General features: G+C 43.3%; 24 protein-coding genes. 9 read left to right on the forward strand and 15 right to left on the reverse strand.

Annotated elements, in window-relative coordinates; translation table 11 throughout:
• Positions 1–75: 75 nt before the first annotated feature.
• From L5L91_RS08065 to L5L91_RS08080, 4 genes are all read right to left on the reverse strand, one after another.
• Positions 76–2,736 carry a TonB-dependent receptor gene (locus L5L91_RS08065; RefSeq protein ID WP_173244258.1) on the reverse strand — a complete coding sequence of 887 codons (2,661 nt, stop codon included), beginning with the start codon at positions 2,734–2,736 and terminating at the stop codon, positions 76–78.
• A gap of 421 nt (positions 2,737–3,157) precedes the next feature.
• Positions 3,158–4,876, reverse strand: coding sequence for a bifunctional UDP-sugar hydrolase/5'-nucleotidase UshA (gene ushA / locus L5L91_RS08070; RefSeq protein ID WP_028759619.1), 1,719 nt, complete (start codon positions 4,874–4,876; stop codon positions 3,158–3,160).
• A 364-nt stretch (positions 4,877–5,240) separates the two neighbouring features.
• Complete coding sequence (locus L5L91_RS08075; RefSeq protein WP_263163007.1) at positions 5,241–5,912, reverse strand: alpha/beta hydrolase; 672 nt, start codon at positions 5,910–5,912, stop codon at positions 5,241–5,243.
• A gap of 92 nt (positions 5,913–6,004) precedes the next feature.
• A complete protein-coding gene (locus L5L91_RS08080) occupies positions 6,005–6,232 on the reverse strand; it encodes a DUF3389 family protein (protein WP_006082094.1) in 228 nt (75 codons plus the stop codon).
• A gap of 268 nt (positions 6,233–6,500) precedes the next feature.
• On the opposite strand from L5L91_RS08080, the gene L5L91_RS08085 reads away from it, so the two are divergent.
• Positions 6,501–8,444 carry a M1 family metallopeptidase gene (locus L5L91_RS08085; protein WP_263236064.1) on the forward strand — a complete coding sequence of 648 codons (1,944 nt, stop codon included), beginning with the start codon at positions 6,501–6,503 and terminating at the stop codon, positions 8,442–8,444.
• Between the two features lie 194 nt (positions 8,445–8,638).
• Here L5L91_RS08085 and L5L91_RS08090 read toward each other — a convergent pair whose 3' ends face one another.
• The gene (locus L5L91_RS08090) at positions 8,639–9,127 is read right to left on the reverse strand and encodes a peptidylprolyl isomerase (RefSeq protein WP_105252202.1); all 489 of its coding nucleotides are present in this window, start codon (positions 9,125–9,127) and stop codon (positions 8,639–8,641) included.
• A gap of 138 nt (positions 9,128–9,265) precedes the next feature.
• Entirely contained in the window at positions 9,266–10,564 is a 1,299-nt protein-coding gene (locus L5L91_RS08095) for a lytic murein transglycosylase (protein ID WP_263236066.1), read from the reverse strand.
• A gap of 430 nt (positions 10,565–10,994) precedes the next feature.
• On the opposite strand from L5L91_RS08095, the gene L5L91_RS08100 reads away from it, so the two are divergent.
• Together L5L91_RS08100 and L5L91_RS08105 are read left to right on the forward strand one after the other, a co-directional pair.
• Positions 10,995–11,354 carry a DUF2750 domain-containing protein gene (locus tag L5L91_RS08100; protein WP_263163013.1) on the forward strand — a complete coding sequence of 120 codons (360 nt, stop codon included), beginning with the start codon at positions 10,995–10,997 and terminating at the stop codon, positions 11,352–11,354.
• Positions 11,355–11,405: 51 nt separating this feature from the next.
• The gene (locus L5L91_RS08105) at positions 11,406–12,047 is read left to right on the forward strand and encodes a hypothetical protein (protein ID WP_263163014.1); all 642 of its coding nucleotides are present in this window, start codon (positions 11,406–11,408) and stop codon (positions 12,045–12,047) included.
• 184 nt (positions 12,048–12,231) lie between these two features.
• Here the strand turns inward: L5L91_RS08105 and L5L91_RS08110 are convergent, their stop codons facing one another.
• Both L5L91_RS08110 and L5L91_RS08115 read right to left on the reverse strand, forming a co-directional pair.
• Complete coding sequence (locus L5L91_RS08110; protein WP_105252200.1) at positions 12,232–13,176, reverse strand: chemotaxis protein CheV; 945 nt, start codon at positions 13,174–13,176, stop codon at positions 12,232–12,234.
• A 232-nt stretch (positions 13,177–13,408) separates the two neighbouring features.
• Positions 13,409–14,023: a class I SAM-dependent methyltransferase gene (locus L5L91_RS08115; protein ID WP_263163016.1), complete on the reverse strand. Its 615-nt coding sequence runs from the start codon at positions 14,021–14,023 to the stop codon at positions 13,409–13,411.
• 100 nt (positions 14,024–14,123) lie between these two features.
• On the opposite strand from L5L91_RS08115, the gene L5L91_RS08120 reads away from it, so the two are divergent.
• The 5 genes from L5L91_RS08120 to L5L91_RS08140 all read left to right on the forward strand — a co-directional run bounded on the left by L5L91_RS08120 (position 14,124) and on the right by L5L91_RS08140 (position 17,659).
• On the forward strand, positions 14,124–14,675 hold the full coding sequence (locus L5L91_RS08120; protein WP_028759610.1) for an LON peptidase substrate-binding domain-containing protein: 552 nt from the start codon (positions 14,124–14,126) through the stop codon (positions 14,673–14,675).
• A gap of 145 nt (positions 14,676–14,820) precedes the next feature.
• Entirely contained in the window at positions 14,821–15,483 is a 663-nt protein-coding gene (locus tag L5L91_RS08125) for a sigma-70 family RNA polymerase sigma factor (RefSeq protein ID WP_028759609.1), read from the forward strand.
• Positions 15,476–16,198 carry a ChrR family anti-sigma-E factor gene (locus tag L5L91_RS08130; protein ID WP_173244241.1) on the forward strand — a complete coding sequence of 241 codons (723 nt, stop codon included), beginning with the start codon at positions 15,476–15,478 and terminating at the stop codon, positions 16,196–16,198. Before L5L91_RS08125 ends, L5L91_RS08130 begins: the two co-directional genes overlap by 8 nt.
• Positions 16,199–16,924: 726 nt before the next feature.
• Entirely contained in the window at positions 16,925–17,098 is a 174-nt protein-coding gene (locus tag L5L91_RS08135) for a hypothetical protein (RefSeq protein ID WP_006082106.1), read from the forward strand.
• 300 nt (positions 17,099–17,398) lie between these two features.
• Positions 17,399–17,659: a hypothetical protein gene (locus tag L5L91_RS08140; RefSeq protein WP_263142482.1), complete on the forward strand. Its 261-nt coding sequence runs from the start codon at positions 17,399–17,401 to the stop codon at positions 17,657–17,659.
• A 157-nt stretch (positions 17,660–17,816) separates the two neighbouring features.
• Here L5L91_RS08140 and L5L91_RS08145 read toward each other — a convergent pair whose 3' ends face one another.
• The 4 genes from L5L91_RS08145 to L5L91_RS08160 all read right to left on the reverse strand — a co-directional run bounded on the left by L5L91_RS08145 (position 17,817) and on the right by L5L91_RS08160 (position 22,368).
• Positions 17,817–19,289 carry a nicotinate phosphoribosyltransferase gene (locus tag L5L91_RS08145; RefSeq protein WP_263236069.1) on the reverse strand — a complete coding sequence of 491 codons (1,473 nt, stop codon included), beginning with the start codon at positions 19,287–19,289 and terminating at the stop codon, positions 17,817–17,819.
• Between the two features lie 10 nt (positions 19,290–19,299).
• Positions 19,300–20,187 (reverse strand): ribose-phosphate diphosphokinase, encoded by an 888-nt coding sequence (gene prs, locus L5L91_RS08150; RefSeq protein WP_263236071.1) that lies wholly within the window; start codon positions 20,185–20,187, stop codon positions 19,300–19,302.
• A 357-nt stretch (positions 20,188–20,544) separates the two neighbouring features.
• Positions 20,545–21,258: an NrtR DNA-binding winged helix domain-containing protein gene (locus L5L91_RS08155; RefSeq protein ID WP_131525016.1), complete on the reverse strand. Its 714-nt coding sequence runs from the start codon at positions 21,256–21,258 to the stop codon at positions 20,545–20,547.
• 81 nt (positions 21,259–21,339) lie between these two features.
• Complete coding sequence (locus L5L91_RS08160) at positions 21,340–22,368, reverse strand: pyridoxal-phosphate dependent enzyme (RefSeq protein ID WP_219251657.1); 1,029 nt, start codon at positions 22,366–22,368, stop codon at positions 21,340–21,342.
• Positions 22,369–22,635: 267 nt separating this feature from the next.
• Here L5L91_RS08160 and L5L91_RS08165 point away from each other — a divergent pair, with 267 nt between their 5' ends.
• The gene (locus tag L5L91_RS08165) at positions 22,636–23,043 is read left to right on the forward strand and encodes a YccF domain-containing protein (protein ID WP_263236073.1); all 408 of its coding nucleotides are present in this window, start codon (positions 22,636–22,638) and stop codon (positions 23,041–23,043) included.
• A 35-nt stretch (positions 23,044–23,078) separates the two neighbouring features.
• On the opposite strand, the gene L5L91_RS08170 is transcribed toward L5L91_RS08165, so the two are convergent.
• The 3 genes from L5L91_RS08170 to L5L91_RS08180 form a co-directional block, all read right to left on the reverse strand.
• On the reverse strand, positions 23,079–23,969 hold the full coding sequence (locus L5L91_RS08170; protein WP_263236075.1) for an alpha/beta fold hydrolase: 891 nt from the start codon (positions 23,967–23,969) through the stop codon (positions 23,079–23,081).
• Positions 23,966–25,006 (reverse strand): M14 family metallopeptidase, encoded by a 1,041-nt coding sequence (locus tag L5L91_RS08175; RefSeq protein WP_263163024.1) that lies wholly within the window; start codon positions 25,004–25,006, stop codon positions 23,966–23,968. Before L5L91_RS08175 ends, L5L91_RS08170 begins: the two co-directional genes overlap by 4 nt.
• A 165-nt stretch (positions 25,007–25,171) precedes the next feature.
• A complete protein-coding gene (locus tag L5L91_RS08180) occupies positions 25,172–25,918 on the reverse strand; it encodes a substrate-binding periplasmic protein (protein WP_028759599.1) in 747 nt (248 codons plus the stop codon).
• Positions 25,919–26,180 lie beyond the last annotated feature (262 nt).

Here is a 26,180-nt window from a genome sequence, read left to right on the forward strand (position 1 = left end):
CATCCAGTAAACTGCCTTATAAGCAAAAAAACCTCCGCAAGCGGAGGTTTGAGTTATCCAGGGAGGGCGGACAACCTAAAACTTCTGGTTTATTCTCAGGTAATACGTTCTACCTAACACATCATATAAACCCACATTCACATCGCGATAATCGGCGTAGGTGTAATAGTTTGGTGTTTCAGCATCAAACACATTATTCACCCCTACTGTGATAGAGCCGTTATAAGCATGGGTATAACCAAACTGAATGTTATGTTTAAAGTAATTATCGTAATCAACATAACGGTCGGTTTCTTCTAACTCATTGAAATAACTTGCTGATTGACTACCAATATAAACAACTGTCCATGCGGCAGAGAAATCATCGTATTTCCAACTGGTCGCAAAGTTACCGCGCCAATCGGGCGAGTCAGTCGACCCTGCGTAGTCGATCATGTCTGCTTCAGCGTTGTCCTGCTTTTTAAAATCAAGCACATGAGTTAAATCCAGTTTGAAATTGAAATCCCCAAAGCCTGTTTCTAAGTTATAAGCCGTAACAAAATCGATACCTGAGGTCTCAACTGTAGCTAAGTTACGAACTCCGGCTTCAATATATTCAATCTTGCCATCTGGACCGCGCGTCACATAGGGAGAAGAACCATTCTTGATTTCATCACGCAGGATATCATCCACATCAATTGACTCAATTTTGTTGTCATAGGTGATTGAGTAATAAGATAACTCCAAGTTCCATGCGTCAGTGACATTCCAAACGCCGCCAAAGGTTAACGAGTTGCCCTCTTCTGCCTCTAGATCTGGATTTCCTCCATACCAGGTTTTATGTTGATTATTAGTCGCGCAATATATGGCATCCACGTTACCAGGTTCATTACACCATAAAGAATCAACACCCTTCTCAAAACTCAAGGATTGAGACGAGAACATTTCGCTCATATTCGGCGCGCGGAATGAGTCACCATAGCTAGCACGCAGTAATAATGTGTCTATAGGACGCCAGCTTAAACCAAACTTAGGCACCACGGCATCGAAGGTCGATGAATTAACGACTTCCCCCTGAGGCCCTGTGAGAGTTCCTTCCTGCTCATAGCGCTCATAACGTACTGCGGCAGAAAACTCAACATTGGCAGGTAAGCCTACTTGGAGTTCCAAATAAGCGGCGCTACGGTCACGTGTGGCATCCACATCATCACCCCCCGAACCGCCGGAGATAATACCCGCGGCCGATTCTGGATCACTGGTTTGCTTAAACTTGATCATTTCATATTCAAGACCACCGACCATAGCGACCGAAAGATCACCGTCATCGAGCAGTAAGGTCGAAGCAAGACCATCCAATTGAGTACTTTCAAATTTGCCCTGATAAACCCCAGTATGCGCTGCTTTACGATACAGATCTGTCATCTGTTGATCCCACTGCTCATAACTCATTCCAGAGGTATTGAAAATATCATATTGTTCTGAATCAATTTCTTGCTGAATAATATCGTCGTTCAGTAAATTATAATTAAAACTATTTGTCGTCGATGTTGCGTGCTGGGCATTTAATTCCCAGTCGATACCATTCCCTGAATCTATTGTACCAACAAAGCCACCTAGAATATCAAAGTTGTTGGTTTCAGTTAATGTATCTCGCTCGCCAAGTTGCGCGCCTCGCATAGAAATCACTAATTCTTCGCCAACTGGATTAAACTTATTATCGGCACTCATCACAGGGGTATTCGTTGATACTGGCGTACCCGCATAACGGGTTTCAGTTTCTGCTAATGAAGCAGAAGCACGACCTCGGAATTTTATATTCTCTGAAATCTCATAGGAGAAATTAGATAACAGCGAATTACGAGTTTGATCGCCAAATAACTTAGTGACATTACCATGATTATATAAACAACGACCATCACCTGAGTCTATGGTATTTTCCGTTTTTTCACATATATCTGAATTACTATACCAGCTACCATTGCCTGGTCCATATTTACCGTTTGGTACTGAGCTATATCCACTATATGCATTATAACTTGAATCGTCCATTCGCCAAATATCACGATCCATTACCGCTTTAGTATCATAATATTCATAGGTTAGCGTGATATTGCCTTTATCAGTATTAAAGCCCGTTGCAAGTGATAAACGGTTGGCATCGCCTCCTTCCACGCTTGGTTGCTCAGTACTGTAATCAAGCTGAAACCCTTCAAACTCTTTCTTAGTGATAATGTTTATCACACCCGCAACCGCATCGGAACCATATACTGCCGAGGCGCCATCGCGCAGGATTTCAATACGCTCCACGATAGCCATAGGGATAGAAGATGTATCGGCCACAGAGCCAGAGCTCGAACTCGTGCCCGGCATACGGCGTCCATCTAATAACACTAATGTCGCAGACGCTCCTAAACCACGTAAATTGACATCACTGGTTGAGCTTGCTCCTGATCCATAGCCAGAAATACCACGCCAAGAACCAAAGCTGTTTATCGCAGAGTTATTCAATACGTCAGCAACGGTTTTTTCACCCGTCATGGCAATATCCGCAGCATTAATGACAGTCACGGGTGAAACAGTTTCCATATCAACTTGTTTAATACGAGAACCCGTCACTTCAATGCGTTCAACTTTCGCATTTTCTTCTGCTGCATTTACCGCTGCAGAAAAGCCTATTCCAGAAAAAACCACACTGCTTGTCGCCACTGTAATTAAACTAGTACGAACGGCTTTGGCCGTTAAACTTAAATAGCGCATTAATCTCTCCTTGAGGTAAATAAAACCCTTTGTTTGTTATTTTTATATTTGGCAAGCGAACTTTGTTTCGCCGTAGTGATAATGTTAATGCGCAACATCTAAGTCAACCATTAAAAACAATTAATCTCAAATTAAAACAAATTGACACAAAATAAATCAACTTAAATATAAGATATCCGGATATACATCATGGGGTTAAGCAATACAGGCCAGTTGAATATATTAAATATTTAATTTGATACAATAAATCTCAATTGTTAACCAAAAGAACACCGAGAAACTCACGCCTCAAATGAATCAAAGTGTATCCCAAATAAAACGCTGAATATTAATTTACACTTAGTTCAATATTAATTAACCATAAAAAATGCCACTCATTTGAGTGGCATTAATATTGAAACACTGAGTAATGATTGATTACTTAAAGTTGGCAACCTTCAACACTTTTTGAGTTCTCATAAACAATATCGCCTACAGGATTGTAGTCAGCAGCTTTAATCACTTGTTTCTCTTTCAAGAAAGAATAGAGTAAATCAGCATCAACAAAACCCGTTTGAATTGGGCTGGTTAGTTTAGGATAACCGTCACCACCCGCAGCATTAAAGCTAGGTACAGTGAACTTATAAGTGGCTGTTGGGCTAAAATCCTTGCCGCCAATGTCGCTGATGTTGGCTGTTTTAGCCACACAGTCAATGGTCATTTTCACACCAGTGATTTGTGCATAACCACCAGAACCAACTTGAAGACTGCCGACTGCGCCTAAATAAACCGCAACTTCAGTACCCGTCATTTCGTTAAGGGTAACCATATTACCAAATGGCTGAACAGTCAGCACGTCACGGTAACTAATGTTGCCTGGTTGGATAGATGCACGTACACCGCCGGAGTTCATTACACCAAAATCAGCAGTCACTTTAGCACTTTGTGCCATCGCTAACATACGGCCTAAGTTAGTTTGCTTATTACGCACGTTTGCACGCTCACCATCTAACAGGGCATCCGTTGTCGCAATGACTTCGTCTAACTTAGCTTGACCTTTCTCTTGATAGTAAGAAAGCAGCTCTTTTAACTCTGAATCCGGTTCAATTTTAGTGCCTGCTAAGTCAGCAGTTTTCTTACCAGCATCATCCAGTTTGCGCATATTCACAGGGACAAGCTTGTAGCTCGCTAGATGGAGTTCACCGTTAAAGTATTCAAAATCTGCACGGCCAACATATTTACCCCATTCATGGGCTTGCATGATCCAAGTGCCATTTTGTTTATCAGGTGCACATGCATCACCAGGCTTAAAGGCTGCATAAGCTTTGTTGTCAGTTCCCGGTTCCATACACACTGGATTCTGTGAATGACCACCGATAACAACTTGTAAATCCCCTTCTTTCAATGCGCGAGCCATAGCTACATCGCCAGGGGCATTACTACCATTTTTACCATCCGCGTAATGACCCATGTGCGTGGTAGCGAAAATGATATCTGCCGCTTTGGCATCTTTAATTTCTTTAATCACTTTAGCAACTTCCACCTTGGGATCGGTGAATGTTAGATCGCTAATGTATTCTGGGTTACCAATCTTAGCAGTGTCTTCTGTCGTTAAACCAATAACAGCAACTTTAAGACCATTAACGTCAAATACTTTATAGGCATCAAAGTAACGCTCACCAAGAGTACCATCGGCATTTTTACGGTAAATGTTCGCCGCTAACATAGGGAATTCAGCAAGGCGACGCTGCATATCAAGTACTGATAACGGATTGTCAAACTCATGGTTACCAACAGCCATGGCGTCGTAACCAATTTTATTCATGCCCGTAAAGTCTGGTATGGCATCTTGAAGATCAGATTCTGGTACACCCGTATTAATATCACCACCAGATAATAATAAGGTTTGACTGCCATTCTTACTCACTTCTGCACGAATTTGATCAACCAGAGTTTTCTGAGCGGCTAAACCGTATTCACCATCACTGTTTTCCCAGAAACGGCCATGGTTGTCATTGGTATGTAAAACGGTAAACGTTTTACAAGCACTTCCCGCTTCAGCACACGTTGTTGGAACTTTATCGTCATCACTATTATTACAACCCGCAAGTGCAGCGAGAACAGCAGTTGCAACTAATCCTTTAATAAGCATATGTCTCATTACATCAACCCCTTGATTTTAATTATTTTATCATAGAAAGATTGCCGTGAACTCCATCAAGTTCAGCGTCACGGATAATAGCAAATAATAAAGATAAATTGTGTCATTTTTATTAAAAACTTGACATTTATATGAAATTTGGCGGGCATTTTAAGAAGGATTTGTTTCATATAAAAAAATAAGCTGAATGACTGATTTTTATATATTTAGAGAATACAAAATAAAAATGGAATAAATGGATTTTAATCGTTTGTTATAAATAACTTAGGAAATATGAAAAAACATCGCGATTGTTCCTTTAAAAAAACAAGCATGGGTAAATTTCAACTTACCGCATGCTGTTTTTATCAGCAATTAGACTTATCTACATTTCAAATCGCTGTAATAACCATTTAGAAATCGCTTTCAATTGTTCAGGAATGACAGAATGAGGCATTGGATAAGTTTGCCACGTAACATGATAGCCGCCCGCAGTTAAGGCTTCTTTTGCTAACATTCCAGCGGAAAATGGTACAACATCATCCTGTAGACCGTGTTGCTGTAATATGGGTGTATTGCGATTCGCCGCGCTTAATTCAGCGGGTAACACATCACCCGTCGGTAAATAGCAAGACAACGCCATAATCCCTGCAAGTGGCTCAGGGAAACGCAGTCCAGAGAATAAACTCATGACTCCACCCTGACTGAATCCCGCTAATACGATACGTTGGCTCGCAATACCCGCCGCGATTTGTTCATTAATTAATGCGGCAACCATTTTCTCCGACTCAAGCACGCCTTGCATATCGGCTCTGTCATGCAAATCCATGCTTTTAATATCGTACCAAGCGCGCATAATGTAGCCACCATTAATGGTCACGGCTTGCTCTGGTGCATGGGGAAAAATAAATCGAATAGCATGATCTGCAGGTAAGCCTAATGCAGGCACTACGGGAGCAAATCCGGCCCCCGAATCCCCTAATCCATGTAACCAAATAACCACAGCCGTAGCAGGAGTCTTAGGTTCGACAACAATACGCTCAAGAGAAACTGACATACTAAAAATTCCCAATTCGATATTAAACACTCATCAACTAAAAAATGATGATAAATCTATACGTTAAACACTCATCACCACTCGGGCACAGGTTATTCAGCATCCATGCCCAGCACATCTTGAATCGCACGTAACTGAGCATTTGAGTCCAATACTAAGCTCCAACGTACACCGCCACCATCGGCGATCAGCATAGGAGGCTGACGTCTCAAGCCGATATCCTCAGCACTCGCTTGCAGTACGATACTGGCAACGTTGAGGCGCACTTGAACCTCAAACTCAGTAACGATTAACTTACCCTGCGAAAAATCTAACACCATTATGATAACCGCCCTATGTGAAAACGCCGTCATCATAGCAAACTTGTGCTCTTTTACCGATGGCATTTCCTGACCAGCATCCAAGCCATTAAAGTTTGATTACATTTGAGCTAACAGTGAGATAACAAATCCAGTGAATTATCAGGTAAACTTTTGCGCTATATCTTTTGTGCTATATAGAGTGGGTTAACAGAAAACCAAGCTGAATTGATGGTCTTATCACCCCAAACTCGAACTAACATACTTCATCATTAGGCTACTATAAATAATGCTTTCACTTCGCCGAACCGTCCTTTGCAGCACCCTAGTCTTTGCCCTGCAACTACTTCCCTGCGCTTATGCCAATAGCACTCCAAATACCTTAACCACTGAGCCTACTGCCACTGTTGTACAAGCTGATACGCAGCAGAACCAAGATGCACTGACCTACGCCAATTACACTGAAGTCAGCGTGAGTCATTTGGAACTAGCCCTTACCGTCGATTTTAAGCAAAACCGCTTATCCGGTGAAGCCACCCTCGATTTAGCTTGGCATAAGGTGGGGAAAGAACTCATCTTAGATACTCGAGATCTGACGATTAACAGCGTAAGTGCTTTAAATACAGCGGGAAAATGGCAAAGCATGCCATTCACGTTAGCCAAAGCGGACGCTGTAAAAGGCGCCGCGCTGACCATCAAACTTGCTGATGAAAATAGTCAAAAGGTCAAAATCAATTATCACACGTCGAATAATCCGTCTGGTATTCAATGGTTAACCCCTGAGCAAACCCAAGGTAAACAGTTGCCTTTTATGTTCAGTCAAAGTCAGGCGATTCACGCCCGCAGTTGGATCCCACTGCAAGATACGCCAGCCGTTCGCCAAACCTATAGCGCAACGATTACGGCCGATAAAGCCATCACTGTGGTCATGAGTGCCGATCGCAAAACCCTGTCGAGCACTCAGACCCAATTCACTATGTCGCAGGCTATTCCAGCTTATTTGATTGCTATTGCGGCAGGACATTTAAAGTTTGCTCCCTTAGATAACATCTCGGGCATTTGGGCTGAGCCAGAGATCCTCGACAAAGCGAGCAAAGAATTTGCCGACACGCCAGAAATGATCAAAATCGCGGCTAAACGTTATGGCGATTACCCTTGGGGACGTTATGACTTGCTTATCTTGCCACCAAGTTTCCCCTTTGGCGGCATGGAAAACCCGCGTTTGTCTTTTATTACACCCACAGTGATCGCGGGTGATAAAAGCTTAGTGAGCCTCATCGCCCACGAACTTGCGCACTCGTGGTCGGGTAATTTAGTGACCAACGCCACTTGGCGCGATCTCTGGCTTAATGAAGGTTTTACGACCTATGTTGAGAACCGCATCATGGAAGATCTCTATGGTCGTGACCGAGCGCTGATGGAGCAAACCATCGGCTACTCTGAATTGCTTGCCGAGCTTGCAGAACTTACTCCTGCCGATTCAGTGCTACATCTCAATCTCGGTAAACGTTCGCCCGACGAAGCCTTCAGCGGTGTCCCTTATGTAAAAGGCCAGTTGTTCTTAATATTTTTAGAGCAAAAATTTGGCCGTGAACGCTTCGACACTTTTGTAAAAAGCTACTTCGATCATTTTGCATTTCAGAGTATTACTACGGCGCAATTCCGTGAATATTTATCTTTGAATCTATTAAACAAATATCCCCATCTTGTCAGTGAAGGCGAAGTGGATACTTGGATTGAAGGTCAAGGTTTACCGTCATTTCTTGTGCCGCCTAATTCCCATGCCTTCGATGATATTGATGCTCAAAGACAAACTTGGCTCGAGGGTAAACTCAGTGCAAGCGAGTTGAAAACCAGCACTTGGACAGTCCACCAGTGGTTAAGATTCATCAATGAAATGCCAAGGATCAATCTAGATCAAACCAAACTTGCCGAGCTAGATAAGGCGTTCCATTTTACGGGCACTGGCAACAGTGAAATTGCTTTCGCATGGTATTCACTCGCCCTAGACAACGGCTATTACGCAGTACTACCCGCATTAAAACAACACTTAACCCATATTGGCCGCATGCGCTTAATCGTGCCTTTATATCAAAAGCTAGCAAGCTCAGATAAATACGACTGGACCAAAAGCGTCTATCTCAGGGCTCGCAGCGGCTATCATCCCCAAACCCAAGCAAGCCTAGATATGATGTTTGCCGACAAACCACTCGAGCATGAACATAGCCATTAGCGAGATAAGGAGCCATTAGCGGTTGCGACAATCATTAAGCCATTAGCACCATAAAAACAAAAAGCCCAAACCTAGGTTTGGGCTTTTGCTATTTAATCTTTAGCCTCGATTCATTCAACTCATACTGAACTTATACTCATCTCACATTGAGTCAAATAGAAGCCAAGTTCGAAGCCGAACCCGAAGCCTAAAGATTAGTGGTGATGACCACCAGCGCCATGGGCATGGCCGTGGGCGATTTCTTCATCACTCGCGTCACGGGCACCAACGACTTCGATATCAAATGTCAGTTCGCGGCCGGCTAATGGATGGTTTACATCCACAGTCGCCATAAACTTACCCATTTTAACGATAGTCACTTGGCGCTGACCTTGGTCGGTATTAACCACTGCTGTCATGCCTGGTTTCCACACAGTCGCGCCTAATAAGTGCTTAACTGACACACGTTGATGTGCGTCAGCATCCGCTACACGCTCACCGTAGGTTTCAGCAGCAGGCAAAGTCACAGTGAACTTTTCACCTATGGCCTTACCATTTATCGCGTTTTCTACACCTGGCATCATGTTGTCATGACCGTGTAAATAGGCAATCGGATCGCGACCTTCGTTCGTCTCGATCACTTCACCTTTCTCGTCGCGCAGTGTGTAGTTAAACTGCACAACCATATCGTCTTTAATGCTCATCGAATATCCTTTGATTTTCTTCGATTTCAATTGTGGGCCGAGCTTAACAAAACTGCGCTTTTCACTCCACTTTTTTATCCGGCCTCAAAGCACTCAAAACCTGCAGCGAGCGCTCTTTGGCTACAGTGGCTACAGTGACTAAAGTGATAGTCCTAAAGCAGTAAACACCTCTGGGCTTGGGAAGCCATCGGCAATCATCTGTTTGTTACGTTGAAAGGCTTGCAACCCTGCCATAGAGTTACGTCCCAACACACCATCAGGCTTACCAACATCAAATCCAGCCTCGTTCAGTTTTGTTTGCAGTTGCTTTACTTGCTCGCGGCTTAAGCGTGGTTGCTCAGGCGGACTGACCGTCAAGGGTTGTCCACCATTAATACGATCGGCTAAGTGCCCAACCGTAATGGCATAAAATTCGGAGCGATTCCAACGCATGATCACATTAAAATTCTCATAACCTAAAAAGGCTGGGCCTGTGTGTCCCGCAGGCAAATACAGCGCAGCTTGAATATCGACGGCAGGCAAAGGTTGCCCATTCGACTGCGTTACATTGAGCGCAGCCCATTCAGATAACGACAAGGGCTGTTTCGCGCCTAAATGACTGTAACTAAAATCCTTTGGCAACAAGACTTCACGCCCCCAACGCTGATTACGCTGCCAACCTAAGTGCTGCAAAAAGTTCGCGGCAGAAGTGAGCGCATCTGTAGTGCTATTCCATAAATCGGCCTTACCATCCCCATCACCATCGACCGCATATTTGGCATACGCAGAAGGCATAAATTGCGTATGTCCCATAGCACCAGCCCATGATCCCACCATAGTGTCATCATCGAACTGATACTTTTCTTTCAGTTTTAAGGCTTGCATCAGCTCTATGGTGAAATAATTGCTACGGCGTGGCTCACAGGCCAAAGTCGCCAGCGAATTCAATACCGACATTTTGCCTTTATAGGAGCCGTAGTTTGTTTCCAGTCCCCAAAAAGACAAGATATATTGCGGTGGGACGCCGTATTTTTGCGCTAATTGATTAAGTAAGACACTGTGCTTTTGCAGTAAACGGCGGCCTTCATTGACCCGCCATTCGGTCGCGCGCTTACTGAAATAATTATCAAATGTCTGGCTGAATTCGGGTTGCTGTTGGTCCAACTCAATCACTCGAGGGACAAATTTCAAGTTCGCAATGGTAGAGTTTATCGTCGCCTCTGACAGGCCTTCTGCACGTGCTCGCGCTTGCAGTCCAGTCAAGCACATTGGAAACGCCTCTGCATTAGATTGTACGCTAGCACTGATATCGGGCATTTGATTGACTTCAGCAGCAATGCCACTTGCATTAGTGCTGGTTGCGTTAGCACTCGCCGTTGGCGCACTTGAACAGGCACTCAGACTGACACAGGCGGCAATACTCGCAAACAGATAAGTTAACCCTTTAATTTTAATCAAATCAACAACTCCAATATTTGATCTCACAACAATGACACAGTAATCACACTGTTGTGGCTAAACACGACAATATTCCGTCTTCAAGAGGGAATTGCCCTAGAGAGATATTCGCCTTGGCATAACGAGTTAAAGGTTAGAATCCAAAACACCTTTAACGGCCAAAAGCATAGAAGACACGTTTCCCCGCCACGTAAAGCCCCTATCTGAGCCACATTTAGTCAGTAAAACAGCCTGTACCAAGGCGACTCATTACCAATAATCCTGACCCATAGTGACACGTAACACAATCCTTATCGCCATAAATACCTTGCGGCATAGGCTTATTGCTCAGTTATCCAACACAAAAAAAATCTTAACAAAGAATCCCTTGGTATCGCAGCACGTTACCGTATAATGGATAAGTTAACAGCACACATCAAAGAGACCTATCATGACTGAAATCAATGCGGCTTTGGCTGGCTTTATCAAAAATGTAAAACAACATCAGACGCTTTGGGGTCTAATGGATGAAACTGGCGAAGGCTGGGTCGTTTGTGATTCTTCAGAATTTGAAGATACAGATGTGATGCCATTATGGTCAAATGAAACTACTGCAAAATCCCATTGCAGCGACGAATGGCACGACTATCAACCCGTTTCTATTTCATTAGAAGAATTTCTAGAATATTGGGTCTCAGATCTAAACGACGATGGTGTATTAATCGGTGTTGATTGGCAAACCGATGAAGATTGTCTTGAACTTGATCCGATTGTTTTAGCAAAAGATTTGGTTGATGTTGAAGAAGTTTAATCGCTTCAGTATGCCATTGATGACATCAAGGACTGAGGTGCTCATTCCTTGATGTCTGCTATTCCGCTTATCGATATTCCCTTCGACAAACGCCATACTTGCTGGTTTTGTGGCGAACCGAGCCATCAACACTTCGAATATATCGCACACACACATACACCACATGCTTCGTTAGCTGTGCCCGCCTGCAGCGAATGTTTGCGATTAGCCAAACAACATACTCTTAGCTCCATTTGGGATTGTCGTATGGCCGTCAAAGATGCACTAATGCGTATTTATGCGAAACACCTCGCGATTGGGATTAATTGGACCGAAGAAGAACTGGCCGAGTCTGAATTTTCCTGCAAAGTGTTTGAAGGCTTTAAGAAAAGTGCTTGGATGATGTACCAAATTGCACGAGACCGTATCAACGCACCCGGCTGGCCACTGGTTTTAGAGGGCGAAGAAATTGACGACCAAGGTTATAACGCAGGTTTCGAATTTGATGGCGTGACCTTTAACTCAGTTAATGCTGCAATCCAGTACTACTCGACGCAATTCACCTTAGATCCACAGTTTTTTGCCGAACTGGTGCGCCTCGTCGGCCGAGCAAGATTCAACTATGCCTTAAGGCTCGCCCGTATCCATATTGCCGCCGCCAAAGAAATGAAACGCCAAGTGTTACAAGATGTAGCAGCCGAATTAGCGTTATAATCGAGCGAGTTATAGGTAGTGGGTTGGCAGATGTTTGCAGCAAAGCAGTTAAAAAAGTAGCAGTTGAAAGAATGTGATTCAAAGACCGTATTAAAAACTGTTATTAAAGCGTTCCTTAAAAACACTAAACCTACCGATGATCGACTCAAGGTCAATCACCGATAGTTCGAATCTCAAAATGCGATCAGTGATTGATCACTTGTCTTAATCTTTCTTGCACCACTTCCACCAGCAAATCCGGTTGGAACTTAGAAATAAACTTATCACAGCCCACTTTTTCAACCATGGCATGGTTAAAACTGCCACTCAACGAAGTATTTAAGGTGATGAATAAATCCGACATAGCTTTATCGCTACGCACTTCAGAAGTGAGCTTATAACCGTCCATTTCGGGCATTTCGGCATCGGTAATCATCATCAATAATTCTTTGGCAACTTGTTTACCTTCATCACGCCATTTCTGCAATAACGTCAGCGCTTGTAAGCCATCAGATGCCTCAATAATTTCGATACCCAGTTGGCCTAACGTTTCACGCACTTGACGTCTGGCGGTCGACGAATCATCCACAATCAGGATTTTTCTGCCAGGCATTTCATGGACTAAGGTTTCGTCGAGTACACCTTCTGATAAACGGATATCGTAGTGAATGATCTCCGCCAAGACTTTTTCTACGTCGATAATAGACACTAACTGCGACTGACCTTGATGCTCTATGCGAGTAATTGCCGTTAGATAATTATTACGTCCAGCCGTTTTCGGCGGCGGCATAATATCGCTCCAAGTCATGTTGATAATGTGTTCAACCTTACCGACTAAGAAACCCTGCACACTGCGGTTGTATTCCGTGATGATCATATTGGCATCTTCGTTAGGCGGCACGGGCTTAAACCCTATGGCCGAACGTAAATCAATCACGGGGATAGAAATCCCACGAATATTAGCAACACCAGAAATATGCGGATGACTACCCGGCATCGCATTCAAGGGAGGAAGCTTGACAACTTCTTTGACTTTAAAGACGTTAATGGCAAATAACTGCGTGGAATTAATGCTAAAGAGCAACAACTCAAGTCGGTTCTCACCAACGAGTTTGGTACGCTGATCTACGGTTGCAAGTACGTTTGCCATAATGCTGCTTCTCTACTCTTGAGGAAAATCCTTTCCCCACATGCGACGGATTAGCTCAAATTATAGCGGTAAACTCCCATGAAGAACCATGCCGAGAGTCTATTTTATCTAAAAATTACAACCACTCTCGCAAAGTTCGGCCATAAACTTCGTTTAGCGCATCTCAGATATCTGCATCCCTAAGCTTATATTTTCAGATAATACGCGACATTGCTAATATTTGGTCTTAGTGTTAACGCAATATTTTCTGGGCGAGCACCATACCCGCAAGATTAAAGGCATTTCTATCGCGGACAATCTTAAATCCCAGCTGGCGCAATACCGTTAACAAATCACTATGATTAAAGCGATTCTGCTGTGGATGCTCAAATAAGCGCCGGCTCAATGGATTACAAATTGCGGCACGATATAAATCCTCTATCACAAAGTATCCGTTCGGTTTCAGCACCCTTGCAACTTCCTTAATGGCCGCTTGCCACTCTGGAATATGATGGAATACGGCAAAATCAAACACAATATCAAACTCGCCATCGCCAAAGGGTAAACATGTTGCATCAGCAACCGAGAAACTCAGCCCTTTTAACCCTTGCGGCCGAGATTGCCAGCGGGATTGTGCGGAGGCAACCATGTCAGGGTCGATATCCACGGCCGTGATATGTCCCGCGCCAAAATGTTCGCGGATCAACTGAATGCCGTTACCAAACCCACAACCTATTTCTAATGCGCGTTCGCACAAAGCCATAGGTTTTGGCATCATAGAGGTCAATAAGGGCGCTTCGAGATGATTTTGTAACCAAAAACGTAATGGATGCTGAACGATCTTTTTCTCAAATGGATTTAATTTCATGCCATCCTCTCACTATGGGTAAACTACTGTTGATAATTTTACTGATCGAACTGCCATTATGGTACGTAATGATAGGAACATAAGTTCACCAGAGGCCACGATGAAATTACCTCTTTTTCCATTACCCATTTGTTTATTGCCCGAAGGTTACACACAACTGCGGGTATTTGAACCTAGATATAAGCGCTTGGTCGCCGAATCATTAAAGTCAGGCCAAGGCTTTGGCTTATGTATGCTTGAAGAGGATGGTAAAACCATTCAGCCCATAGGCACCTTAGTGCATATTATTGATTTTGAAACCTTACCAGACGGACTATTAGGGATCAGTATTCAAGGTTCTAAACGCTTTAAACTTGATAAAATCAGTGTCGAAGCCGATGGTTTAAAACGCGGAGACGTCAGTTTAATCGACAATTGGCCTGCTGTACGTATTGCGACCGATGAACGTTACTTGAGTCAAATGTTACAAAACATTCTTAAGGAATATCCGCAACATCTCAAGCACTACCAAACAGAACAGTTCGATGATATCGCTTGGGTCTGCCAGCGCTGGCTAGAAATATTACCCGTACAAGCATCCGAAAAGTACACCTGCATTAATGCCTTAGATCATATTATGACCCGAGATCTATTGCGGGCCGTCATTAAATAATGCTGTGAATGATCCTTTATTTAAGCCACTTCGTATTGATTGAAAGTTTGACAGCAAAACTGGGCTCAGAAGTGCAACACACTTCTCAATTTTGTCGTTACTGATATCACACTCAGCACTCACGACTGGGATAAGAGCGAAAATAATGGAAAATATTCAATCACAAAGCAGGCAAACTCGGTATCATGTCCCAATCACGTCTCTGACTAATTCGGCTATGGATAACGAAATTCCAGCTTCCCAAACCTGCGAGCCTCAAGCGGATGCTTTAATCACGTTTATGCTACAAGTAGCAGACAACCGAGACAGAGCCGCCTTTGGTCACTTATTTCAGCATTTCATGCCCAAGATCCGAGCCTTTGGTTTACAAAGACTGAATCAACAAGGGTTGGCGATGGATTTAGTACAAGAAACCATGACCAGCGTTTGGACTAAGGCTCATCTATATAATGCAGAAAAAGGGTCAGTGACAACTTGGGTGTTTACCATCATGCGTAATCAATGTTTCGATATGCTTAGACGGGTACAACACAATAGAGAAGATACTTTCGGTGATGATATTTGGCCGCTGTGTGATGCGACCATGGCTCAGGACACACTCACTGATCACAAGTTGACGGCTAAATTACTCCAACATCTTGATGCCCTTCCCATAGCACAAAGACAAGTTGTGCAAGGCATTTACATGCAAGAACTCACTCAACAAGAGCTAGCCGATGCCCTAAAGGTACCGATAGGGACCATAAAGTCCCGTTTAAGATTAGGGCTAGAAAAGTTGAAAAGCTTCTTGGAGACACACAATGATTAAGCATCATCCTCAACAAGAATTACTCGTCAGCCATGCCAATGGGAACTTACCTTTATCAATGGCGATAGCAATATCCGCACACTGCGACCTATGTGAGACTTGTCGAGAGCAGCTTGCCCTATTCACAGAACAAGCTGCAAATTTAGCATTAAATCCTGATGGCGGTCATGCTGCAAATGATACGGGCGAAGAGTTGATGCACAGAGAGTATGTTGAGGTGCAACACTCTGGCGACAATCAAGAATCGGCATTGGACATTAACGCTATGATGGCGCAAATCATGGCTCAACCGGCAGCGACAAATGTGCCTAATAACGCCCCTATCGATGTCGACATAAAGCAACAGCATTACACTGTGCCATCGGTGTTTCGTCAGCATTTGGCCCGTCCATGGCAAATATTAGGCAAAGTCAGTCGCATGCGTTTTGATGTCGACGAAACGAACACCCGCGCTAGCCTATTGCATATAGATGCCCAAGGTGAAATCCCCCAACATACCCATAAAGGTTATGAACTAACACTATTGCTAGCCGGAGAGTTTTCCGATCTTAATGGTGACTATGTGCCAGGTGATTTTATCGTGCTTGACGGCCAACATCATCACTCACCGAAAACCATTAACGGTTGCTTATGCTACACAGTATTAGATGCACCGCTGCATTTTACCAAAGGTCTGAGTAAGCTACTCAATCCCATAGGTGAACTGATTTATTAAACCTTTTGACTGAGTTTTTAAACAACAGCAAACGCATAGATTCATTTATAAATTCAGTTTAATGAGTCCATTACATAACTGACTACGATTAATCCCATTAAAATGACCTATTTTAGTGGGATTTTTTATAACATTTACCTATAAAACGGCAATATTAACCTTAGTCAATTACCACAAAAATAAAAAACAACCCATAAACAGACCTAACTATACCTCTTTAAATCAAGTAAATAGCCACGAAAAATACACTTTAATTCAACATTAGCAAATAAATAATGACATCGAATAAAAATTAAACTTGCATAAGCCATTTTTATTGATATACTGCACGTCGTTTTGAGATACACCTTGTTGTTTACCTTTTTAACCCAGCCTGATATTTAGCAATCAGAGTTCGGTCCTCATAAAGAAAGCCTACTACAAGCAAAACCCCATAAGCTCAATCATTCGATATCACTAAAATCATGTGGTTATGTCTGTGAACTTACCGTTCTCCTTGTTGTCATAGTATTGTCATTAAGCTATGGTCAACTGGTTGAATCGAGTTATTCCATTGACGTAATCGACAACATGAAATATTTATCGATTAAGCATCTCTTGATTAATGAATCAAAGATGGGGTAACCTCGATACTCAATAGAACGAATCTTTCGCACAATTGCTAAGGATATTTTATAGTTACAACTATCTCACCTATGGGTGAATTAACAAAAAGGAGTGTGGCATATGTCATACAAAATTAATGGACATGAAATTACAGTGAACTTCCCTGTAGATTCAATCTCAGTAAATAAAACCTCAATTGCTTTTACCGATCGTCAAGGTAAAAACAGACAGACTTTTTCTAAACGTACAGAAGCCATCAGCTTTATGAAATGGTTATTGTCCGCGAACAAATAAGTCAAAAAGTAAGTAAAACGATAAGTTAAAAATTAATACCGCAGTACCCGTTTACTCAAGTGTATTTAATCGGTTTCCATTATCTTCGCAGTACCGAGCACTTAAGTAGACTGATAGCCGAATGTCACGAACACGCTATCCTTTTTTACGTCATTATGACGAGCACATTTGGTTCAGGCTGTATCTCTCTCACACAGATACCTGCCGAACCAAATGAGTCAAATCCAGCGTTAGATCACCTCTTTCCATTGCAGCATCCGCTAATATTCATACACATGAATACTGTTCAGCACATCATCTATGCCAAAACCCAATACTCAAATTGCCATGCAAACCTTGATAAACCAGATCAAAGAGACTATTCCATTCAATTTAGAAGAAGCACAACTGTGCCAGGGACAATGTTTAGGTTGTTCGAAGAAAATGCTGGAAATGTTAGATGCCGAAATCAGTTATTGGCAATTTAGTGAGGTGGCGCCTAGCCTAAAAGATTTAAAAAACCTCGAAAACATTGGCCGTCGTACCTATAAAATTCTTAAACGGAACCAGTTACTGTCTTAATCGCTTGTATTTGCATTTGACTATTTATGGGGCGTTTTACTTACGCGACTTAAAATAAATTCAAAACTTAACTGACAATATGACCCTAATAGAAATCACATTGCCAGTTTTATCTTCGCTATTGTCGATAGCCGTTAAAAATCATAAATCGATAGGCTCAACTTCTAGACTCTGCCAACCTTGCGCGAATATCTGCTAAAGAATATTCCGTTAATAGTTCACCATCGGCAAATACGGGAACAAACTCGCAATTGTTGACATCTTGCCAGCTGGCTTGATCTTTAAGATAAAATTGACCCTGCTCATCTTTAAATACCGCTACTAAACCCTTAGCGGATTTTTTAGTGCCATCATCAGTTTTAGGATCTTTAAATATTTCTCTGTCTTTACCATCAACTTTCGCAAAGGTCGCTTTCACGGCATAACCGTCAGTATCTCGGGTCACGTGTTGATAGGTAAAACTGCCTATCCCAAACACAATATTGGTTGACGCAAAACCTTTGGCCTTTAAGCCAGCACAAATGGCTTCAGCACGTTCAATGGTGATTGAATCGCCATAGATCAGTCCAACATGGCTATTCAGCGCTTTGTAACCTTTGGCAGTTGTGCTACCCCTAAAGACGTCCCACAGACACTCAATAGCGCCTTTATATTCAGGACTCCCGATTGGTGCTTGTGGATCGCCACAAATGATTTTCACAGGGCAACCCGTATCAGGCCTAAACACCACTTTGCCATCGCGGGCAAGAATGCGGTCTTTTAACGCTAAGGTGAATTCTGTCATCACCTGCCAAAAATCCCAAGAATCTGAAACAATGCTGACAATGCCCGTTGGGTAAATATCTTCAATCAAACGTCGGAACGTCTCTAATTCATTCTCCATGCCACCCGCGCACATCACGCTGTGCTCCGTTGCAGGCACACTGCCACCGACAAGTTCTTTATCACTATCGGCACAGTAATATTGCTCAAGAAAATCAATGGCGGGTATGGTATCAGTCCCAGTAAAACTGAGTAAATGTGCGGCGCCGCTCATGATCGCGGCCTCCGCACCATACATGCCACGGAAACTAAAATCGTGACCCTGCCAATCAACAAACGCGATGTCACCATCGGTTTCTAACGCATAAGTCTCAAATATTTTGCGGTATTGCAGCGCGGTAGTGGCACTGGTACACATACCCCACACATTAGCGGAAAGGATGGTTTCGAGATAATTGGTCAACCAAAAGAACCGCTCATCGGTATTGTACAAAATCAAGCAAGGCACTTTTAATGGATACACTGAGCCTTCAGGTAATGCCATAATTTTAATTGGTAAATAGCCTAAATCATGCAACTCCTCAATATGCTGAGTGCCAACATTATTCGGCCCGAGATAGTTATTGATACGGCGGGAGAATTGACGAATGACCTGATCTTTGGGTTGTTGAAAGAAATCACGGTTCCAACTGTCAATCAAGAAATGCTTGATAAAATATTGCAAGCCAAAAAACACCATTTGGTCAGTGTAACCACGACGGGATTTACGGGCAGTCAGGTTACTAAAAATCACCTGAGTATTATCGGGATATTGACGACGGTGGTCGACTTTGTAGCCATCAATGGCGGTAACAGGATTCAAGTACATAATATTTTCCTTAATGATTCATATAACTCAAAACAGCATGGCAATGACAGAACTCGCTCGAAATATGTGTGGGGACACCTAAACTATCGGTACAAAATAATCTGTCTATGCCCGACTCTCGCAGTACCAACTCGCTGGCCTTATCTTCATAATGTGACACGATCAAAATAACGCTTTGGGCACCCTTTTGCTTTAATTTGATGGCAAGTTCAATAAAGGTTCTGCCACCCGCGCAAATGTCGTCAACGATTAAGCAGGTTTTACCCGATAAGTCATCACAGAACACTTCGGTAGCGATAATATGCCCATTGACCACATCACGATGTTTATCGGCCCTGATCACCGGCATTCCCTGTAACGCTTTAGCTAAGCCGAATACTTTTTTATTCGCCCCCGCATCGGGCGAGACTAACACTAGCTCCCCCGTTAATTGGGCTGCGATCGCTGCGACAAAACTGTGGTTATCTATTACCTGAACTCGGTCTAACAATGCTGCGGTGACATCGCTGTGAGGGTCAAATACAGTGACCGAAGCATATTGCTGCTGATTAATTAGGCTAGCATAGACTTTTACCGACAAGGCCTCACCGGCATTACACACCCTATCTTGGCGAGCGCCCGGCATATAAGGCAATAACAGATCAATTTGCTCGGCACCACTGCGACGCAATGCATCAGTTAACAACAAGAGCTGCATGATGGAATGATCGCCCCGATAACTGAAAAAGATCGTTACTCGTTTCGCTGGAGGAACCAGTAGTTGAACATGGTTTTCCCCCGCACCAAATTGAAATAAGCGGTAGTGAGTCTCATCTCTAGCTGCGGGTAACCGATAAAAATCAGCTTGCAAGCGTTGAGCGTGAGAAGCATCTTGAGACGTCTGAATACGTTGAGACATAGTAACCTCCTGTCTGTGGCACGATTGCCGAAATTGACGGCGCCCTTGTTGTCTACATGAAGAATAGTGTCTTAAAGACATTATTGTGTAAAGTTGATTTTTAGACTATTTCAAACGGAGCAACCTGAAATGTTATGCTTAAATGGCATATAGTGTCTTTTAGACACTATTAGTGGGAAAGACAACTAAGAAGCTACAATATGGGTATCGAGTAATACAAGAACCGGAGACATTAGGGCAAAATCAGCAATAAAACAGTCTTTACTGATTCAAAGTCACCATGAATAAGGCATAAGCAGTCACCGTTACTCATATTGAGCAAGGCGAATATCTTGCTTAAATCCATATTCACTGTGATCAACATTCTAAATTTCTTAAGAAGCGATACGATGCGGTATTGGGTTTCAAGCGGTATAAATTAGCAGGACGACCACGTTCGGTGCGCTTTAATCCCGTATCGATCAATAAATCAGCCTGTTCAACCCGCCGACGAAAAGATTTACCTTGGATAGGCTTGCCCAGTAAAACCTCATGTACATGCTGCAATTCTGGCAAGGTAAAAGGTTCAGACAGTGCAAATCCTGGCACTAAAGAATATAAGGCTTTTTGTGTTAAGCGTTCCCGCGCTTGCTCGATTAACTGCAAATGATCAAACGCCAAGGGCATCTGCAACACATCCGCTAATGGCCACCACTTAACATCACTCACTGAATCAATCTGAATTTGGCAAGCTTGATAACTCATCAAGGCGGTATAACACACAGTCACAGACCAGCCTCTTACATCGCGACCACGATTACCCACAGTGCATAGCTGCTCAATATAAGGTGGCACTACCGCGGTTTTCTCATGCAGTTTACGTAATACAGTTTGCTCAAGGGATTGGTCGCAATTTTCATCGATAAACCCTCCAGGTAATCCCCATAAACCTAAAAATGGATGATTTGAGCGTTGTACTAAGAGTACTTTAAGTTGCTGATCGTGATAGGTAAACAATACGGCATCCACTGTCAGTAGCTGAGCCTTAAAAACCTTAGGATCGTAATTGGCGAGATATTCCGCTTCAGTCATTGATATTCCCCATCGTTCCAAATCATCAGCTTAACTTAGCATTACACAGCTTCAAACATATTATGTCTTAGCGTCACTAAGTCAATGATCAGAGGCGCAGGATGAGCCACTTCGCCCAAATTTACGCTGATAACGTGGCAACATGGTCTCGTTCCCGAGTAAGCCACCTTGGTGAATATACATCACTGGACGAGAGCCTCCGCCTTGTAAATATTCCTCAAGCACAATAAAACCTAAGGGATCGTAGAGTAATTCAAACTGCACGCCTGAGGCGCAGACCCGCTGCCACATGGCATAAAATTCCGGATAAAGTTTACCAAAATGATATTTCTTGCCGACATTAACAATCTGTGGATGCTCACTGGTATTGGAATTAAGTAAGGAAAATTGCAAGCGCAAATAATCATCGCCACCGACAACGGCACAAGTCACGACGCGAATATCCGTTTGCTGACGGATAAAATACTGATTTAAAAATAACGCAGTCGTTCCCGTCCCCGAAGGTAAAAACACCGTTAAATCAACCAATCCATTCGCCTTCGCAAACTGTACTATCTCTTGCGCCAATCTATTAACCCCGTATTCGGCGTAAGCACAACGACCCCCCTCAGGGATAAAAAGCGCCGTCGGCTCATTCACGAGTACTTGAGCCTCGATATAATCTTGGCAACTCAGTCGCACATCGCCCACTTGCGCTGTAGGGTCAGGCCTAGCATTAAGATTTGACAAAACGTGAGGTTCAGATTGCGACTGAGTGCACGCCTGCTTTTGTGCTATTAACACACTTAAATCGATAATATTAGCGCCATTCGCTAAAGCGGCAGCGTAATTGCCCGTAGGATGTTTAACCACTTGACTGGCAATATGATCTACATAAAAATCACATTGCCAGCCTTTCATCTTCGCTAATGTTGACAATGAATACAGTGAGTTAGCTAATGGCGAGCCATGACCTATCACCTTGCTGATGCCTGCAAACTCATGATCTAAAAAATAGCCGAATTTGCGAGCTTTATTGCCACTAAACGCCGGATGCAGTAAATCATCACGTTTTAGGAATATGTCTCTGCCAGCAAAGGCAAACGTATCAACAGGGGAATTTGCAAACATCAAGCGACTCAAACAATTAAATTATCTGGTTTTTAAACCAGTTAAGGGATGGCTAGTGTAACTCCGCCCTTCCTGTTACGCCCTTAAGAAATTATCAATTTGGCGAAAAACTAGTGAAAATGACACATGAATCTCGAATACATATAATTAACACATTGATTATGAATAATTTAAATAGTTGGCATAGTTATCGCTTAGACATTGACATATATTCAATTTATCGAAGCTAACGATAAAGGCTAACAGGGTAAACATAAGGAGTTTTCAATGGCTGTATTACGCTTAATATTCAACATAGCTTGGTTTGTACTCGGCGGATTTGTAATGGGACTCGCTTGGTGGCTCGCAGGTATCCTGTGTTTTATCAGTATCATTGGTATTCCCTTCGGCCGCGCCTGTTTTGTTATCGGCGAAATGACCTTTTGGCCCTTCGGCCAAGAACAAATGAACCGTCGCCACTTAACTGGACGTGACGACTTAGGCACAGGTGCATTAGGCATGGTAGGAAATATCATTTGGTTCTTACTGTTTGGGATCTGGTTAGCCATAGGGCATTTGGTCCACGCCTTAGCCTGTTTTGTGACGATTATCGGTATTCCCTTTGGGATACAACATCTTAAGTTAGCTTTACTCAGCCTCACACCGATAGGCCAAACCGTAGTGGCTAAAGCTTAATAAGACAATGTGTTAACTGCGCTATTCACTCTCGATTATTTGGTTTCAAGAGTGGATAGCGCTTTGTCATCCCATACAGCAAATATCGCTTCGTTTAAGGCTATTTCTTCCTCCAATAAATCGTTGCAATCATATTGAGTATTGGCAGGCTCACTATCCACAGAAAACTGCACTTGCGGCTTAGTCGCCCCCACAATGTCCAACAGATAATGCGCCAGTTTTGCGGGTGCATCTATAGCGACATCGTGACCACAATACGCAAGTACAATCAAATCGGTGTAAAAATGCCGTGCTAACGCCTTACTCGATGCCATACTCACCAGCGCATCACGGTCACCGCAGAGCACAGTTATCGGTACTTCCACTGTCAATGGACATTGGTATTGAAAAGCCGCCCAAAGTTGTCGCCATACATTGCGTCTACTTGGTGTGGTATCGCGGCGAAACTCACTCCACTTGACAATTAAATCTCGGTCTCGCCGATGACGAAAACTGGTTAAACGCACTATAGTCGACTCGATTGGATGTAAAGCGTTACCCCGAGCACGCATGAAAAAAGCCTTCAATGCATTCAGCGGATTAAATCTTTGATACCAATACGATAAATTCGCCGCACTGCTGTTTAATACAAAGGCATGCCTTATCTGCCAAGGTCGCTGGCATGCCATTTCCAGCGCCAACATACCGCCCATAGACAAGCCGAGGAGATAAATAGTCTCCCCTTCCTGTGCCTGCTCATCCAATTGCTGCCACACGGCATGGGCATAATCGGCAATCTTAAGCGGACTTAATTCGTGGGATAGCGTCCCATTGCCCGGAAGATCCGGTGTCAGCACTCGCAATCCCTTTTGTCGCAGACGCTGATCGAAACCATTCCAATGGCGCTGATCACGCATTAATCCCCTTAATAACACCCAAGTTGTCATGACTGAGACTCCCGATACCAATAATGCCGTGCGCACTCTGTCAGCTCAGTCAAACGTTCAGGTGTTAACTGCTCTAACGATTGGGCATAGGCCGCTTCCATCATAAATTGCATGAGTACTGTATGCCTGCGTAAAATCCTGTGGTGACGATGTGTTTTTTGTGGATTAAAAAAGCCAGCAAAATTAAATATTTGTCTAGGATTCTTCTTTATCCATGCCCAAGATCCCATCTCTAATGTCAAAGGTAAAAATGGCACCTGAGCAGAAGGATCAGCCACTTGGTGCTGGCGATAGAGATAATCCCAAATATCACCATGAGTGCGATAAAACTGGCTCTGCGGCGCCAACCGATAATGGCCGTGATGGGGATAACTCTGTTCAAATAATTGTTTTAGATGAAAAATATAATTGGCATTTTCGAAGGCGGTACTGGTATGGGCGTAGGGGAACCAGATATGATCACTCAAGCCAAATCCCGAGTGGGCATCGAGCGAAATCAAACTTGTGCTGCGACTCAACAGTTGTTGTACATAGGCCACTAAGCCCGCAGTTTCCAGCTCCATTCCCCCAATACCGCGATACCAGGGCAGCCGTGACGATATACGCTGTCCTCCCACCATAAAGGACACTTTTTCACGGGATTCTATCGGAGCGTTACGCATCAAATCCACTTGATTACCATTGCCCCGCGTTCCCATGAATAACCCAACAGGATTCACTACAGGTACAAAAGCTAACCGCAGGCCCGTTAGCATCTGTTGTAGGTGTTTATCCCAAACAAGCCGCTGCAATAAACTGTTTAACAATGCCAAAATAACTTGAGATCCAATACGTTCAACCCCATGCACGCCACCCACAAAGAGTACTGTCGGACAAGGCGTATCTGTACCACCTAACTCAACACTGTAAAGGGGGAAATGCTCTTGGCGGAATGGAATGTCGGCAAGGATCTGATAATCCAACTTAAGATGATGAGTATCAATGAGTTGCTGCAGCGTATCTAACTCAAATGGAAGCTCAAAAGGAAGTTTCTTCATGTCACCTTAATCAATAAAATGAGAGAACAACTCATGCCGTTAAAGTGATACTAATAGTGAACAAAGACAAAATGATGACAAACTGCATATCAGAAGTGACTTTACGGGGAAATAAGCGGAAAAATAGCGAGTAAAACAAAGAATAAACTATCCTAAAACCCTACATTAATCTTCACGATAAAGTAGCTCTCCAATGATGGTTTCTACGTCAACCTGCGCTAAACCTTGGTCAACAATATCTCGCCAACGCCGTCCCTCTTCTGTATTACGAAACGCGATATAGAGCTGCTTATTCGCCAAAATTTGCCGATTGATTTGCAACTTTGTCGCCAGCGGCTGTAAGGGCTTTTGCTTGAGTAAATAGTGCAAAACGTTGACATCAATCACCGCGGCATCAATCCGACCCGCGGCAACTTTTTTGACATTATGCTCATCCGAAGTCACAGCTTCAGTCCGCTGAACACCGGAAACGATCATGCGATCTAAGGCCTGAGTATTCACATAATCTTTCACCACACCTAAGGTATAGCGATTAAGATCTTCAATATAATTCCAACTTACTGGATGGGACTTTTGCTCCACCAGCCCCAATGGACTTTCGCCAATCGGTTTTGAAAAGATAAACTTTTCAGTTTCTACATAGTATTCAGGAAAATAACCTATGTAGTCAGAGTTCGGCATAGTCGTAAGTTTGACAGCGCGGCTCCACGGATAGAAATCCACGTCTAATTGATGTCCCATAACGTTCAGCGCCGCCCGTACCACGGCAATACTGGCACCCTGCTCCGTTAATTGCTCTCCTGAATAAGGCGGCCAAAGTAAAGAAGTGAGCATTAAGGTGTCCGCTTTAGCTTCGCTTAATCCCATAAAGGAAAGACAATACACAAGGAGCATTGAACGCCATCGAACCATTTAGTACTCCTTTGCCTGCATGGATTTACGACTACATCATCGACAACTTAACGCTTTCGTTTTTATCTGCCGAGATTTTATGACTGGTTAGATTTTATGACTAGTTTTAGTATAGCTATCAAGCCACAGCGGGGAAGTGAAGTTTTATTACAATTAGAATAATGATATTAGCAGCGAAAGCTAACTCAAAGTGCAGCTTGGCTTGATGGTATGACTCGCCGACTTTTTCATTAGCCAATTAGCTTGTTCGTTTATCTGCTAA

The organism is Shewanella sp. SM55 (genome assembly GCF_025654025.1).
In the GTDB taxonomy this organism is placed as follows: Bacteria; Pseudomonadota; Gammaproteobacteria; order Enterobacterales; family Shewanellaceae; genus Shewanella; species Shewanella oncorhynchi.

What these genes read in the sequence shown, in the direction of transcription:
- L5L91_RS08065 (WP_173244258.1), bottom strand. Translation starts at nt 2,736, where the DNA reads ATGCGCTATTTAAGTTTAACGGCCAAAGCCGTTCGTACTAGTTTAATT.
- ushA (WP_028759619.1), bottom strand. Translation starts at nt 4,876, where the DNA reads ATGAGACATATGCTTATTAAAGGATTAGTTGCAACTGCTGTTCTCGCT.
- L5L91_RS08075 (WP_263163007.1), bottom strand. Translation starts at nt 5,912, where the DNA reads ATGTCAGTTTCTCTTGAGCGTATTGTTGTCGAACCTAAGACTCCTGCT.
- L5L91_RS08080 (WP_006082094.1), bottom strand. Translation starts at nt 6,232, where the DNA reads ATGGTGTTAGATTTTTCGCAGGGTAAGTTAATCGTTACTGAGTTTGAG.
- L5L91_RS08085 (WP_263236064.1), top strand. Translation starts at nt 6,501, where the DNA reads ATGCTTTCACTTCGCCGAACCGTCCTTTGCAGCACCCTAGTCTTTGCC.
- L5L91_RS08090 (WP_105252202.1), bottom strand. Translation starts at nt 9,127, where the DNA reads ATGAGCATTAAAGACGATATGGTTGTGCAGTTTAACTACACACTGCGC.
- L5L91_RS08100 (WP_263163013.1), top strand. Translation starts at nt 10,995, where the DNA reads ATGACTGAAATCAATGCGGCTTTGGCTGGCTTTATCAAAAATGTAAAA.
- L5L91_RS08105 (WP_263163014.1), top strand. Translation starts at nt 11,406, where the DNA reads ATGTCTGCTATTCCGCTTATCGATATTCCCTTCGACAAACGCCATACT.
- L5L91_RS08110 (WP_105252200.1), bottom strand. Translation starts at nt 13,176, where the DNA reads ATGGCAAACGTACTTGCAACCGTAGATCAGCGTACCAAACTCGTTGGT.
- L5L91_RS08115 (WP_263163016.1), bottom strand. Translation starts at nt 14,023, where the DNA reads ATGAAATTAAATCCATTTGAGAAAAAGATCGTTCAGCATCCATTACGT.
- L5L91_RS08120 (WP_028759610.1), top strand. Translation starts at nt 14,124, where the DNA reads ATGAAATTACCTCTTTTTCCATTACCCATTTGTTTATTGCCCGAAGGT.
- L5L91_RS08125 (WP_028759609.1), top strand. Translation starts at nt 14,821, where the DNA reads ATGGAAAATATTCAATCACAAAGCAGGCAAACTCGGTATCATGTCCCA.
- L5L91_RS08130 (WP_173244241.1), top strand. Translation starts at nt 15,476, where the DNA reads ATGATTAAGCATCATCCTCAACAAGAATTACTCGTCAGCCATGCCAAT.
- L5L91_RS08135 (WP_006082106.1), top strand. Translation starts at nt 16,925, where the DNA reads ATGTCATACAAAATTAATGGACATGAAATTACAGTGAACTTCCCTGTA.
- L5L91_RS08140 (WP_263142482.1), top strand. Translation starts at nt 17,399, where the DNA reads ATGCCAAAACCCAATACTCAAATTGCCATGCAAACCTTGATAAACCAG.
- L5L91_RS08145 (WP_263236069.1), bottom strand. Translation starts at nt 19,289, where the DNA reads ATGTACTTGAATCCTGTTACCGCCATTGATGGCTACAAAGTCGACCAC.
- prs (WP_263236071.1), bottom strand. Translation starts at nt 20,187, where the DNA reads ATGTCTCAACGTATTCAGACGTCTCAAGATGCTTCTCACGCTCAACGC.
- L5L91_RS08155 (WP_131525016.1), bottom strand. Translation starts at nt 21,258, where the DNA reads ATGACTGAAGCGGAATATCTCGCCAATTACGATCCTAAGGTTTTTAAG.
- L5L91_RS08160 (WP_219251657.1), bottom strand. Translation starts at nt 22,368, where the DNA reads ATGTTTGCAAATTCCCCTGTTGATACGTTTGCCTTTGCTGGCAGAGAC.
- L5L91_RS08165 (WP_263236073.1), top strand. Translation starts at nt 22,636, where the DNA reads ATGGCTGTATTACGCTTAATATTCAACATAGCTTGGTTTGTACTCGGC.
- L5L91_RS08170 (WP_263236075.1), bottom strand. Translation starts at nt 23,969, where the DNA reads ATGACAACTTGGGTGTTATTAAGGGGATTAATGCGTGATCAGCGCCAT.
- L5L91_RS08175 (WP_263163024.1), bottom strand. Translation starts at nt 25,006, where the DNA reads ATGAAGAAACTTCCTTTTGAGCTTCCATTTGAGTTAGATACGCTGCAG.
- L5L91_RS08180 (WP_028759599.1), bottom strand. Translation starts at nt 25,918, where the DNA reads ATGGTTCGATGGCGTTCAATGCTCCTTGTGTATTGTCTTTCCTTTATG.